This window comes from Streptomyces sp. NPDC006510, assembly GCF_040611955.1.
Taxonomy (GTDB): domain Bacteria; phylum Actinomycetota; class Actinomycetes; order Streptomycetales; family Streptomycetaceae; genus Streptomyces.
On the sequence record NZ_JBEXPH010000207.1, the window covers coordinates 1 to 13,639 of the forward strand.

Genomic DNA, 13,639 nt, shown 5'->3' on the forward strand with positions numbered 1-13,639 from the left:
CTCGCCTTCCGCCGCAGAGCTCCTTGTATCCGTCGTCCCGGGCCGACCTGTCACCGCAAAATGACTGGTCAGTAGCATGACGCGCTACGCCCCTTCTCGACACGATGCGCCCTGGTCGGCGGACGCGGTGGCCGCCTCACGGACAGCATTGTCATAGCCGTGCTGTACAACGCTGAACGACAGAGACCGATGCCGGCCCGCTCCTCGGGCAGCCGGGTGCGGCACGCGGTCGCGGCGTTCGCTGCAAGGGGAATCGCGGTGGCTGAGTCTTACGACGGACCGGCAGGGCGCGCGGAAAATGTACCGTTCGTCAGCAGATACGCCGAGCTCGGCCGACTGGACGCGGTCCTGAGCCGGAAGGAAGCCGGCGGTCCCGCCGTCGTCGACATCACCGGTGAGGCCAGCATGGGCAAGAGCCGGCTGCTGGCGGAGTTCACCACGCTGGCCCGCCGCCGCGGTGTGCTGCCCCGGACCGGATGGACGGCGGCACCCCCTTCGTGGAGTTCCTGCGCAAAATGCTCGAACGCGCCCGGCAGGAGCTTCCGTTCCCCAACGGGACATGACCGGGACGCGGCGCCCTGTGCCGACCGATCGTTCTTCCCGTACAGGCCCCAGTCCCTCCCCGGTCCCGACCTCGGCCCATGGGGCCGAGTACATGGGGATTCCCCTACTACGTCCCACCTTGTGTACAGGTGGTCAATGACCGCGGCCTTCAGTCATCGCGGCCGGCCACGGGAGAAATGCTTTCGCCGTGAGGACCTGGCCCCGGCATGATTCCCACCATGCACGAAGACAAGGACCATCGCGGGCGAATGCGGTACACGCTGTCTGAGACGGAACACGGGCAGGCCTGGGGCGTTTGTGCCGAGGCGAAAGGGCTGTTCGGGGAACCTCAGCGCGGGACCTATGAGCTTTTCGGCTGGGTTCCGCAAGCAGAAGTGAGCGGCTGGGTCGGCAACAGAGTGTGGCTGGTGCCGGATGACGATCCACTCGAACCCTGGCTGCTGCAGGACGCGGAGACCCTGGGGCAGGTCCTTGGGACAGATAGTCTCGTACTCACTGGTCTGGACGACTACGAAGGTCCACCTGAGGGACACAGGGGGCGCGTTCGGGTGCATGACGGGCGCCGCTGGCTGGGCTCCTGCCGGGAATTCACCCGCATCCTGCCGCCCAAGCAGTCGGCGCCCCCGCTCGTCCTGAAGGGACTTGCCTTTGGTGATCAGTTACGGACGGCACTGATGAAAGGCACGATCCGAGAGGCGGTGGATCTGGGGCAAGCGGCCCTCGAGATACGGGACGATCTGGGCGAGCCGCTTACCGAACGACCGCTGCGGGCCAGAGTCCTCAACTGGTGGCGAAACGCATACGGGAGGAGTCTGATCGACCTGAAGCTCGACGGAGAGTTCTTCACGCCCGTTCCGCAATACGCGCGGCCCATCTGGGAACGATGGCTCGCTGGTCCGCCGGACAACCAGGGTGTCTGGGCCGGCCTCGACACCCGGCGCCGCTGGGCATGGCTCGACCTCGTCCGGGAGCGGGCCTGCCGACGCGCCCACCGCGATCGGCCGGCTGGTTACGCCTATGAACTGGACGGTCAGCACATCACCGACGAACCGGGCCTCTACCTGGCGCTCGGCGAGGCGGTGAACGGGCCGGGTGGCTACTTCGGCGGCTGCCTCGCAGCCCTTGACGACTGCCTGGGCGGGACCTTCGGCTACACCGCACCCGCCACTTTGATCTGGCGGAACGCCGCGACCGCACACGCACACCTGTCCCACACTCTGACACCGGACGGCGAGCCCTACGACCTCTTCGCCGAGGTCCTCAAGGCGCTGGCCGAGGGCGGCATGCACGTCACCCTGGCGTGAGTAGCGGGTCAGCCGCCGAACATCGGCCACGACGACACCTGTGGCCATGGCTTCGGCTTCGCTGACCCGGCTGTGGAACGTCAACACCTTGCGCAGGTTTTCCTGGGCGGCCGCGGTTACGAGCCCGGTCTGCAGCGCCGCGAGCCGCGCCCCGCGTGCAGCGTCCGACCCGTACCCAGCCTCCTGGCGCAGCTGATGGAACTCGGGGTCGTTGATGTCCGCGCTCGGTTTTTGTGGGTAGTGGTCAGGGTGTTGAGCTGGGATGTTCAGATAGCTGGTTCGGGCCGGGGCGGGGATGTTCGGGTGTCTTTGACGGGTTGATGGCCTGTGAGCTGGGGTTTGCTGGCGGGGGTCACTTCTGTTGGGTGTTGCTCATATGTACTGGGCCGCTCAAGGGGTGTGGTGGGCGGGCCGAGCCCGATGGTGTGCAAGAGGGTCTGATGGTCGGGGTGGAGGGCCTGCCAGTTGCGGTGCTGGGTGCTGATCCACCGGCGTAGCGGTGGGTGCGTGGCCGTTCAGGAGACGGATTCGGGTGTACATCCGCTGCCAGCTGATGTGCCAGGACGGGTTCCAGTAGGGGTCGAGCGAGGCCAGTGCTTCTTCATGGGGCCAGGGCAGGCCCGTGCGCCGGACGTGGGCGAGCGCGCGTTTGCGTTGTGTGTACAGCCACCAGCCCAGGGGGAAGCCGTCGTGATGGGTATGGAAGTCGGCGCTGCCCAGGCCGTGGTGGGCCGCGGAGTAGGAACGGGCGTAGGGCAGGCCCGCGTTCAGGGACGAGGGGACAGCGTTTGGCTGTGGTCTGGGCGCCGGGGCGTTCGGCGGTGCGGGGGACAGGGGCGCGGGGCGCAGTGCGTGGGCGTCGTCGGCGGTGATGCCGAGCCGGGCGAGGAGCGTGTGTTGTTCCGTGTGGAGGGCGTTGTAGGCGACGCACTGCGTGAACAGCCATTTTGCAGCTGGTCGTGGCAGGTCCTTGAACCCGGTACGGGTGTCGATGGGCAGGCCCGCGGTGGCGGTTTCGACGCTGCGGTAGTCCCGCTGCCACCGGATGTCCCATGGAGGGTTCCAGTACGGGTCGAGGGCGTGCAGCGCCTGGGCGCGGTCGGCAGGCAGCCTGTTCGAAGCTGCTCGCTGACGCTGCTGGCTGAGCCAGGGGCCCAGCCGGTGGCCGTTGTGGAGGGCGTTTGCGGGTGCGGCGAGGTGGCCGTGCTGGGCGGCGTACGCGCGGGCGTGGGCGAGATTGCGGTTGAAGGTGTCCTGCTGGGTGACGCGGCGGGGCCGTGCGGTGCGGGCGTTTTCGGGGTGGATCCCGATCCGGGCCAGGCGTTGTCGCTGTTCGGGGTGGAGCCGGTCGTAGGCGGTGCACTGCTGGTACAGCCACTGCCCGGTCCAGTCCGGTGTGCCGGGGAATCCCTGCTGGGGGCTCAGACGCAGGCCGCCGGTCACGAGCGCGAGGGCGTTGCGGTAGCTGGCCTGCCAGGCTGTGGGCCAGGGCGGGTTCCACCAGGGATCGATGGCCGAGAGGAGAGGACCGGCGGGCCAGGGCGAGGTGAACTTGGCTCTGTGGCGGTCGGCTTGGCTTCGCTGGCGTGTCAGCCAGGCCCCCAGCGCGAACCCTTCGTGCCGGTGTGCGGGGGGCACATCGAGATGGCCGTGGAGGGATGCGTAAGAGCGTGCGTAGTGAAGTCCCGTCTCCAGGCTGGGTTTTTCCGTGTCAGGGTCGGGACGCGCTGTGGCCGCGCGCTGCTTTGTGAGGCCGATCGCGGCGAGCTGTCGGCGCTGTCCGGCAGCCAGGCTCGGGTAAGTGACGCACTGGGTGTACAGCCACTGGCCGAGTTCGTCGTCCAGAGCGGAGAAGGCGCCGGCCGGGTCGAGTGGGTGTCCGGCGTGGACCTGAGTACGGACGGTGTAGTAGCTGCACTGCCAGCCGGACGACCAGGGCGGGGCCCACCACGGGTCCATCGCGTTCAGCTGCTGTGCCACGTCGGCCTCCAGCCGTCCGTTCCTGGCCTGTACCCGGAGGTTGGCGAGTGCCTGTCCGACGGCGAAGCCGTCCTGCATGTCGCCGGCGAGAGCGCACAGATGCCCGTGCTGTGCGTAGTAGGCGCGGGCCTGGTCGAGCCGGTGGGCGCTGAGCTCGGCCAGGTTGCGTCGTCTCGGCTGCGCCCGGCCGGCGGCTTCGGCACCGATTCCGATCATGGCCAGCAGCCGGCGCTGCTGGGGGTGGAGGCGGTCGTAGTGCTGGCACTGCCGGTACAGCCAGCTGCCCAGCGCCGTGCTGGTGCCGGGGAAGCCCTGGACGGGGTCGAGGTTGTTTCCCGCCTTCATGACTTCGCGTGCGCGCAGGTAGTGGCGCTGCCACCGGGTGCCCCACGGCGGATTCCACCACGGATCGAGGCCGGCGAGGGCTTTGCTGCGTGCGGGGGAGAGCTGGGGGCCGGTGGCGCGCTGGTTGGCCAGCCACAGGCCGAGCTGGAACCCTTCGCGCCGGTGCCGGTAGGGAATGCACAGATGCCCGTGCTCGGCGGCGTACGCCCGGGCGAGGCCGAGACCGCGGGCGAACCCCTGGGCGCTGCTGCCGCCGATCGGTTCGGTCTCTGGTTCCGGGGATGCGGGGGAGGAGTGCGGCAGGGTGCTGCACACTGCCTGCGGTGTCAGGGGGCGGTGTGCGGGAGCGACCCACCACATGGTGCGGGCTTTCGGGTTCTCTCCGGCGCGTGAGCGCCAGCAGGCCTGCAGCCATCCGGTGAACGGCCCGTCGGTGACGTCGGCGAGAACACCGGCGAGCCAGGGACGCTCAAGGCGCTGCGCTGCCTCGCGAAGGAACAGCGGAACGTCTCCCGGCACATGAGGGCGGTGGCCGCGGGCCTCAGCCAGCAGTCGCTGCTGCCAGAACCTGCTGGCCAGCAGACGGGCGAGAGCTACCGTATCGGGATAGGCGACCGCGTCCCGGACAGCGGAGAGCTCCGCCGGAACCCCGGGATTGGTCCGCGCCAGTGCCTCCAGCCGCCGCGGCCAGATCGTTTCCTGCGGCCAGGAAGCGGCCCACCAGGAAGCAGTGACAGCCTGCGCGACCCGGAACGCTTCGGCCGCCTCGCTCCGGCCGCGCAGCAGGGCCAGGTGCCGGCCCCGGGCCTGCACCGTGTCCGGCACCCCGGCCAGGCGGAGCCGTCCCATGCCCTCGGGGACGCCGTGGCCGGATGCCGTGGCACAGAGCCATGTCAGGTGACGGGCACAGATCTGCTGGTGCGCCTGCGTGTATCTGCGGGCCGGTTCCGGGCGGTCGGCACGTACGGCGGTGCACCCCGGACAGGGCTGCGTGGTGGGTGCGAAGGAGGCGACGCGGAAGAAGGTGGCAGCAGGTCCTGAGTCGTAATGCCCCTTGGGCTCCAGCTGCGACCAGGCGGGCAGCGCCCGCTCCAGATGTTTCGCCGGCACACCGGACAGAGCGGCGAAGCACTGCCGGGCCTGGGCGTTGAAGTACACCTCGCCGTCCGGTGCCAGAGAGGACATGGGCGGCCGGTTGCGGAAGGCGAAGAACTCCGCGATCAGGTCACGGGCCGAAAGCCCCATACGGCCTGCCAGGCGCCCGACGAACGACAGCGTGGTCTCCCTGTTCAGCGGCCGCACGCCCACGACGCACTGCGCGGAGGGGAAGAGCAGCGAGGACGGCGGGCGCGCCGATGGTGCGGTCACGGACATGGCCTGCGGACTCCTTGAACGGGTACTGCCGCTCGCGCGCACGGGAGTGCTCTTTTGCCGTGCCGAGGGTGTGGACGGTGACGGTTCTAGCGTGCTGCCCGGGTGCGTTTGGCAGTTCGGGGACCGGGGACGGGAAGGGGCGGTGCGAGCAGCTGCTGCTCTGCCCGGATGTCCAGCTCGATTTCCGCCAGGAGGCTCTTCGTGATGCTTTCCGTGCCGTCCAGGATGGCCGTCACGGCGGCTTCACGCAGCAGATGGGACAGGCTGCCGATCACTCCCGCAGTACGCCGGTGCAGATAGGCGGCCTGCCGGGCCAGCGTTCCCGCCCGGTGGCCGCGCAGCCGCAGGGCGTTCTCCAGTCCTGCGACCACTTCCCCCCAGGCCTGGCGCTGGGCTGTTGTCCCGTACGGCAGCGGATCGTTGTGCAGCAGCTTGAAACGCCCGGCCAGTTGCTGCCCGCGAGGCCCGGTCAGCAGCGGCGATTCGTGGACCTCGACACCGGCATAGACGAACGTGGCCGCGATCCGCTCGCCCAGGTGCTTGATCTGGTCCGAGGTCTCCGCACCCGAGCGCGTACGGGTATCGAGCAAGTGAATGTCGTCGACCAGAACCAGCTGCGTACGCAGCTCGCACAGCGCCGCGCAGACGGAGTCGGTGATACCCGCCTGGTTCGTGCGCTGCAGCACAGGAATGCCCAGGAACCGGGCGAACTCACTGACCAGCATCTTGGGAGTCGACGCCGGCGGCACGGACACGAAGGCCACCGGCAGCCGGTCCTGCACACCGGGATGCCTGCGCCGGTCGGCCAGCTCGAAGATCCGGCCCAGCTCCATAAGGGTGGTCGTCTTGCCGGTGCTCGGCGGCCCCGACACGACCAGCCCGCGCCGGGCAGTGCCGTGCTGGCGGCGGTTGATCAGCAGCATCCGCTGCAACTGCGTGGAGACTTTCTCCATGGCGGGCGTGGAGACCACCACGAACCGCGAGTGATAGTCCAGCCGCTGCTCCCGGTCCCAGCAGGAGTCATCGACTTCCGGGGTCGCCGGGGCGCTGTCCACGTACTGCTGCCAGCCTTCCCAGGTGCTGACCGGAGCGAAGCCCCCGCCGCTGCCCGTCACCTTGTCCTCTACAGCCATTGACCGGCCTCCGCATAAGGGTCGAGCAGGCGGGAACCGCGGGCCTGGAAGGCACCGGAGGGCATGTCGTCGCCCTCCTCCTCGGCTTCGTCGAAGCCGTCCAGACTCCTTGGCACATCGTCTGGCCCGTCGCCGTCCGGCCACCACGCCTCACTACCGTCCGACGCCGCAGCTGCCGCAGCCGAAGTCTCCTCCACAACAGCGTCGGCCCGGTCGACAGGAGCGACAGAGGCCGCGGCCAGGGCACGCGCAGCCACAGTGCGCTCGCGGCGGGTGCCCTGGCCCGCACCCGCACGCCGAAGGAGCTTGTCCAGCGCACGGGCCAGGGCGAGTTCGTGCCCGTCGCGATCCGAGGTACGGGCCACCGCCCTGCAGACATGCCGCCAGGTGTAATCGGTGAACGGCAGACTCACCTCAGTGGCATGAATCCACGGCACTTGCACGAACCCGTCCGGGAGCCGCACCCAGATCCGTTCCGGCGCGTAGGGGTTGTAATGAACCTCCCAGCGGTCACCCCGGGCAGAACAGCCGGACCTGCGGCGCCGGTGCCCGTTGAGCGCCTCGCTGTCGTACGTGCGGTATCCGAACCGGATCCCGTAGTCGTTGATGACCTGCCACCTCGCCGGCAGCAGCTCGACATGGTCCTGCGGCGTCAGCGTCACCGGCACGTAACCGGTGACGCCGATCAGCGCAGCCCACATCTCGATGGGCGACAGCTCCAGATGCGGCAGCAAGGGGTGGCGCAGCGCCTCATGCTTACGCGGATGCCACCCCGCCACCAGCCACTCGTCGAACAACTCCTGCAACTGCGGCAGCGTCCAGCAGGCCTCGTCCTCCACCCGCCGCCCACGCTCGGCGGTATTCGATCCGGTGTAGCCGGCCACGTACTGGCTGAACTGCTGATTGACCGACTTGAACGTGCGCTCCACCTGTCCCTTCGCCGGCCCGTTCGCCGGCGGCACGGGCTGCAACGACACCCCTAAACTCCCGCACGCCGCCAGGAACGAGGAGGACACGAACACCTTGCCCTGGTCCACGACCACCGTGTCCGGAACGATGACAGGTCTGGCCGCAGCGCCCTCCAACCGCTCGTCCAGGGTGAGCAGCCGCTCATAGGGGACCACCGACCGCTGCAGAGCCAGCGCGGCATCCCAGCCCGGATGCATCCGCTCCGGCGCCACCATCTCCGCCAGCAAAACCGCCGCATCCACCGCACTGGTACCCGCAGGCCGCAGTACCGCCGCACAAATACTTCGCGTCGCCACATCCAGCGCGAGCGTCAACTCAGGACGGCCCACCACTCCGTTGGCCAGCACCACCATCACGTCCAGCGGCGTGCTGTCCATCATCACCAGCTCTCCCGGCCGCAGCACCACCGCCGGCACGAACGGCGCCTCTGGCCTCGACGCATGCCAGCGCCGCTGCGCCGCCGTACCGAGCAGGCCCTGCCCATCTGCCAGCGCGTGCACCAGCCGGTTGAACGTCGACGGCGCAGGAACCACCACCGCCTGGCCGTACTCCTCCTCCACGGCCCACCGCACCAGATCCCGCAGACGCGTCAACGTCCCGGTCGAACGACCCCGATGCTCCTCCAGCACAGCCAGGATCACAGCGACAACCCGCGGATCGGCCCTGCCCACAGGAGACTTCGGCCGGGACCGGCGCTGATCCACCAGCCCCCACACGCCCCCCTCCCGGTAACGGACCCGCATCCGACGCACCGTCGACACACTCACCGCCTGCCCCGCCGCCCTCAGCTCCCGCACCTTGGCAGCCTCCCGCTGCGCCACCGTGTTCACCGCCGGGTCGTACTGCGGACGCGCCACACCACCCGGCCCGCACACGCCCTCTTCCACCTCCCGGATATGCTGCTCCCAGGCAAGAGCCTGCTCCCGCACACCCTCGGGAAGCGTCGCGAGCCGCGCGAACGGCGGCACCTGTGCCCGCCGGCTGCTGCCAATGACCTCGAGACCCGGATCGGTGAACAGATGGGAGACAAGCACCGTGACGACGGAACCGGCATCGTCGACGAGCCGGGCCTGTGCCCCCGCCAGCGCCGCCACAGTCCAGGCGTGCCCCTCCCACCGGATCTTCCCTCCGACAGCGAGCACAGGCCCTGTCATGCCACCGTCCCGTCAGCGTCGGCCGTGCTCGCGAGGACCCGTTCATGCAGCGGACGGTCCAACGGCGCGTGCAGAACTCCGGTCCACAGCGCATGGAAGACCACAGGCCACATCGCCAGAGGGTCTCCCAGTTGCCGGACGCCGTCGGCCAGCGGGCGCGGGCGGCCGAAACAGGCGGCAACCGCCTCCAGGTCTTCGGGGCTGCCGTTGCGAGGGTGGCGGTACCCGGCCAGCCACCGCACGTTGGCCGCAAGAACAGGATCCGGCGGACGGGCGACCCGGTACCGCCACCCCACCGCCCGGACAGCAGCGGCGACCCCGGTAGCCACCGAGCTGAGCCGCCGGGAGAGCCCGGCCCCACCCACGCAGTCGACCAGCATCCCTTCACTACTGCGGAGCCGGACCATCAAATGGGGCACATGAACAACCAGCGCACCCTCCCCATCCACCCACCTCAGCTCCACAGGACTGCAGGCCACCGCCGCCACCCGCGGATCCTGGTCCAGAAGCATCACCTGGGTCCGCATCGCCCCGAATCCGTAATGCACCAACCGGCCGGTGCTCGCCGACCACCACCAGCCCGGCGCCACCCGGCGGCCCGCACGCACAGGAAAATCCCGCATCGGCAAAAGGCCTTCCAACGCAACCTCCTGCGCCACCCGTGCCCATGGCCAACGCCGCCACTGTCCGGCCGCATCGATGAAGCACGCCTCGCCCGGCGCCGAAGGCAATGACTCCGCCTGGCTCTCACCCTCTTGTTCCACCACACAGGACAGCCAAGTGCACCCCCGGCCTCTCGGGGCGCCAACCCCGCTTTGCTACCCCAACGGGTGACCTCGTCGCCTCTTGCTCCGCCTGACCAGCAAACATGGCTGCTCGGCCCCACCGCACGCCAGGGCACGCGCCACTGCTCCCGGGGCAGCCCGGGGCTTCCAGAGTCCGGGCCCCGACCTCATGCGACTGCATCCAACAAAGACACAGAGGGATGTTCCAGACAGCAGAGAGAAGAGGCTGCCAGGCTTGTCGGCACGCGCCACCATGTGTGTGGGCAGAGCTGTACCGAGCGCATGGAGCCCGAGAAAAGCAAGCCGGAAGTAGCTACGCCCCGGTCGGCGCACGGTGTCGCCGGCCGTGGAGTCGGGAAGCCGCTGCCCGAGTTCGACGCGGCCGCGTTCGGCCCGTGTTGTGCTGCACTTCACAGTGCGTGCACCTCTGAACTTTTGAGAGGCAATCAGTTTCGCCAGTCCTGGTTCCACAGGCGCAACGCTCAGTGAACCTTAGAAACTGCGGCAGACAATGGCAGACAATGGCAGACATCGAAGGAATTGCCGCGCAACTTCCTAAGTATCGAAGAAAACCACTGCTGGGATCGCCTATGGTTCTCATGTCGGTGCGCCGCCACCCCGGTCAACTACCAGGAAGCCCGGGGCGGCAGGGCACCGGCAGCCCATCTCGTTGTCGACACAAGGAGTAAAAGGCTTATGGAGCAGTCTACGGGGACGGGTCCTGACCCGCGTTGGCGCTGGATGAAGGAACTGGCCTGGCGGGCGGCCCTGGGCGCGGCTTACGCGGCCGGCTGCCTGGCCATGACCGAGATCGGGAGTGTCCTCATCATTCCGTGACGTAATGAGGGGCGGGTGCCCCTACCCGCCCCTCGGGCACCCGCCTTACCAGCGCATACCGAGAGCATCCAGATCCCCACGGCGTTGTTCGGTGAGTTTGTCGGCGCGTTTGCGGACGTTGTCGAGCCATGTGCCGAGCTTGACCACCACAGGCCCCTCAGCACCGTCCTGATGGCCTGCCGGGCGGTTCTCCATCTCCAGGTGTTCGGCGTGCTTGCGGGGTACGCGTAGATGCCCCTCACGCGCGTGGTACTGCTGTGCCGCACGCAGGTTGAGGGCCCACATGTCGTCCTGCGTCCGTTTCACCGGCCGCTCTGCTTCCTGGGCGGGTTCGATTCCGAGGACGTTTTCCAGGAGCCATTGCTGTGGGGGAAGGAGCTGTTCCTGCCCGTGCCGCTGCGCCGTCACCCAGCGTCCGAGGTCTTCGCCCTGCACGATCACTTTGCCGGCCGCTACCGGCAGGGCCCCGCCGTTCTGGAGGAGGTTCTGGACGAGGCGGAAGCAGCGTTGCCACCCGGTGTCCCATGCCGGGCACCATCCCGGGTCGATCTCTTCCAGTGCTGCGCGCCGTGCCTCGGTCAGCGCGCCCGCGCTGGATTCGACGGGGAGACCGGCCCCCCGCCGCTGTACGACTGTGTCTGCTGCCCGGGCGGCGTATCGCTGGTTCTTGGTCCAGGTTCCGACCGGGTATCCGTCCCATGCCGCGGTCGTGGGTGGCAGCAGGTGTCCGTGCACGGCCGCCCAGGCACGGGCGGCTGTGAGGCCTTCTTCGAACGCGATGTCCTGGTGCGACCACACCATCCCCAACCTGGCCAGCTGTTCGACCCGCCCCGCATCCAGGCGTCCGGCCTTGTGGGTTTTGCGTTGGTCGGCGAGCCAGGTCCCGAGCGGGAACCCGGCCGGAACCCACCCTTCGGGGGTGATGTAGTCGTACGCCACCCGCAACTGCCCTGCCCCGGTCTCCTTCACGTACCGTACGCATGCCTGGATACCGCGCCGCCAGAACGTGTTCTCCGGCTCGATCACCCGCAGCTTCACGAACTGCGCCAGCAGAGCGGGATCCCGGGGTGTGCTGAACTTCAGCAGCTCCCGCGCGGGCACGCTCGGCCCCCGCTCACCCTCCGGCTCTTCCCGCTCAGCCTCCGCTTCACCTTCCTCGGCTCCCTCCGGATGCCAACTCCCGCTCCGGATACGGGGATCCGCGAGGTGTTCGATCGTTTCGGTGTCGTGCGCCCGCAGCGCCCCGAGGACCTTCGCGAGGGTTCCGTAGGCGTCCGAGGTCAGCATTTCGCCCGGTGTTTCACCCGGAGCGAGGAATACAGGAACAATCAGAGAAGCAATCTTTCCTTCACCGGGCTTGATTCTCAGGGCGCGGCCCACCATTTGCACGATATCGATCATCGACCCCCGCGCATCGCAGAACGCGACGGAATCACAATTCGCCGTATCGACACCCTCGCCCAGCACCTTCACCGAGCTCAGCACCCGCAACGCCGCCGGCACCAACCCCTTCCCCGACCCCCGCCCACCCCCGCTGCGCCCCCCGACGCCACCCTCGACCAGCTGTGCCTGGTCCTGGTTCTCGATGACGTCGGATGCGAACTCCTCCAGGACGGTCCGCCGGTGGGCGGGCGGGTGTTCGCCATACAGCCAGTCCGCCCATACCCGCCCCGGTTCCGGGTAGCGTCGCGGATCGCCTTCCCACAGCTTCCTGGCCGCGTCCACCACACCTGCGGCCATGGCTTCGGCTTCACTGACCCGGCTGTGGAACGTCAACACCTTGCGCAGGTTCTCCTGGGCGGCCGCGGTCACGAGCCCGGCCTGCAACGCGGCGAGTCGTGCTCCGCGTGCGGCGTCCGACCCGTATCCGGCTTCCTGGCGCAGCTGATGGAACTCGGGATCGGAAATATCGACGCATACCACCTGATACGGGGCTACCAGGCCCCGGCTCACCGCCTGTGAGAGCGTCAGTTTGTACGCCACCGGCCCGAACACCCGCGACCCCGGATCCATGCTCGCGATCAACCGCGGCGCACCGGACTCACCACTCCGGGCATGTTCGGGTGCTTCCCAGATCCGGGCCGTCGCGGTCATGTACAAACGGCGGGTCGCCGGCATCTTCGTCTGGTCGTGCACCGCGGCCCACGGCTTACCCGCGTACCCACTGGTGCGGTGCGCCTCGTCGACGACCATCAGGTCAAACGCACCAAGCCCGGCACTATGGGCGCGCTGGAGGATGCCGAGACCGACGGCGGCGTACGTGGCGAACACCGTCACCCGCTCCAGACCCCTTACCCAGGCGACGAGTTCGCCCGGATCGGTCGTGCACGGCACACCGTCGGAGTCGTCGGCGCGCAGCGAGCAGACCCCGACCATTGCCCCTGTACGGCCTCCTTCCCGCCACGCGGCCGCGGTCTGGGTCAGCAGGTCCAGTGTCGGTACCAGGACCAGGACATGTCGCGCGCCGAGTTTCTCGGCGGCCGCGACGGCGATCAGGGTCTTCCCGGAGCCGGTCGCGGCGATGACCTGGGTCCGCAGCCCCTCGGCCGGCAGGTGTCCGCTCGCAGGCGTCTGCAAGACCCTCAGAACCGCGTCGACCGCCTCCACCTGATGCGGAAACAACTCCTTCAGTGTCACCAAAACTTCCTCTCATCGACCGCTTCAGATATATTTCCAAGCCAGAAAAGACCCGGATCCCTGTACAGCAACATGCATTTTCAGTGACAACCAAGACACAGACAATCGCCCCCAGGGACAGCGGCAGGGTGTCGGCTCACACTCCTTAATCTAGCTGGGCATCAAGAGTGACGCACACCGACTGCAGAAGTGTTTCCAAACCGCCAGTCTGTCATCTGCGCAGAGCCGTCCCTGTCAACCCATGAACCCTCCTGACAAGGACTCAAGGGACCAGAGAACGAGTAGCAAGCCCCGGACTTCACGACCCGTCACCGCACATCCCAGCAAGGCCACCCCAACCCGTAGCCAGCCAAGGGCCGTGCGGAGCATGGCCCGCCGCCCGGATCGCGGAGCGATCCGGGCCACAGTCAACGAAGTTGACTGCCCGGGCCACGGAGTGGACCGGCAACCCCGGACGAAGTCCGGGAACAACGCACGGAGTGCGTTGTCGTCTTCCGCCGCGTAGCGGCGGCGCGTCGTGTCTGCGGAGCAGACCGCGCGCGTCGGCATAGCAAACC

Annotated in this window: 8 protein-coding genes; 3 read left to right on the forward strand and 5 right to left on the reverse strand. The window is 68.4% G+C overall.

What is annotated here, in order from left to right; translation table 11 throughout:
- The first annotated feature begins 189 nt into the window (after nt 1-189).
- Nucleotides 190-774 (forward strand): ATP-binding protein, encoded by a 585-nt coding sequence (locus ABZY11_RS37170; protein WP_356483398.1) that lies wholly within the window; start codon nt 190-192, stop codon nt 772-774.
- Complete coding sequence (locus ABZY11_RS37175) at nt 771-1,868, forward strand: barstar family protein (RefSeq protein WP_356483399.1); 1,098 nt, start codon at nt 771-773, stop codon at nt 1,866-1,868. Before ABZY11_RS37170 ends, ABZY11_RS37175 begins: the two co-directional genes overlap by 4 nt.
- A 390-nt stretch (nt 1,869-2,258) precedes the next feature.
- On the opposite strand, the gene ABZY11_RS37180 is transcribed toward ABZY11_RS37175, so the two are convergent.
- From ABZY11_RS37180 to ABZY11_RS37195, 4 genes are all read right to left on the reverse strand, one after another.
- Nucleotides 2,259-5,567 (reverse strand): helicase associated domain-containing protein, encoded by a 3,309-nt coding sequence (locus tag ABZY11_RS37180; RefSeq protein ID WP_356483400.1) that lies wholly within the window; start codon nt 5,565-5,567, stop codon nt 2,259-2,261.
- Nucleotides 5,568-5,653: 86 nt separating this feature from the next.
- On the reverse strand, nt 5,654-6,700 hold the full coding sequence (locus ABZY11_RS37185) for an ATP-binding protein (protein WP_356483401.1): 1,047 nt from the start codon (nt 6,698-6,700) through the stop codon (nt 5,654-5,656).
- The gene (locus ABZY11_RS37190) at nt 6,691-8,763 is read right to left on the reverse strand and encodes a helix-turn-helix domain-containing protein (protein ID WP_356483402.1); all 2,073 of its coding nucleotides are present in this window, start codon (nt 8,761-8,763) and stop codon (nt 6,691-6,693) included. The genes ABZY11_RS37185 and ABZY11_RS37190 overlap by 10 nt, the downstream gene beginning before the upstream one ends.
- A 56-nt stretch (nt 8,764-8,819) precedes the next feature.
- Nucleotides 8,820-9,590, reverse strand: a complete 771-nt coding sequence (locus ABZY11_RS37195) for a TnsA-like heteromeric transposase endonuclease subunit (protein WP_356483403.1) — start codon at nt 9,588-9,590, stop codon at nt 8,820-8,822.
- Nucleotides 9,591-10,304: 714 nt separating this feature from the next.
- On the opposite strand from ABZY11_RS37195, the gene ABZY11_RS37200 reads away from it, so the two are divergent.
- Entirely contained in the window at nt 10,305-10,445 is a 141-nt protein-coding gene (locus tag ABZY11_RS37200) for a hypothetical protein (protein ID WP_356483404.1), read from the forward strand.
- A 45-nt stretch (nt 10,446-10,490) separates the two neighbouring features.
- Here ABZY11_RS37200 and ABZY11_RS37205 read toward each other — a convergent pair whose 3' ends face one another.
- Nucleotides 10,491-13,082, reverse strand: coding sequence for a Helicase associated domain protein (locus tag ABZY11_RS37205; RefSeq protein ID WP_356483405.1), 2,592 nt, complete (start codon nt 13,080-13,082; stop codon nt 10,491-10,493).
- Between the last annotated feature and the right edge of the window lie 557 nt (nt 13,083-13,639).

Bases quoted from the DNA above. Each gene is read 5' to 3' on its own strand.
- ABZY11_RS37175 (WP_356483399.1), top strand. From the start codon at position 771: ATGATTCCCACCATGCACGAAGACAAGGACCATCGCGGGCGAATGCGG.
- ABZY11_RS37180 (WP_356483400.1), bottom strand. From the start codon at position 5,567: ATGTCCGTGACCGCACCATCGGCGCGCCCGCCGTCCTCGCTGCTCTTC.
- ABZY11_RS37200 (WP_356483404.1), top strand. From the start codon at position 10,305: ATGGAGCAGTCTACGGGGACGGGTCCTGACCCGCGTTGGCGCTGGATG.
- ABZY11_RS37170 (WP_356483398.1), top strand. From the start codon at position 190: ATGCCGGCCCGCTCCTCGGGCAGCCGGGTGCGGCACGCGGTCGCGGCG.
- ABZY11_RS37185 (WP_356483401.1), bottom strand. From the start codon at position 6,700: ATGGCTGTAGAGGACAAGGTGACGGGCAGCGGCGGGGGCTTCGCTCCG.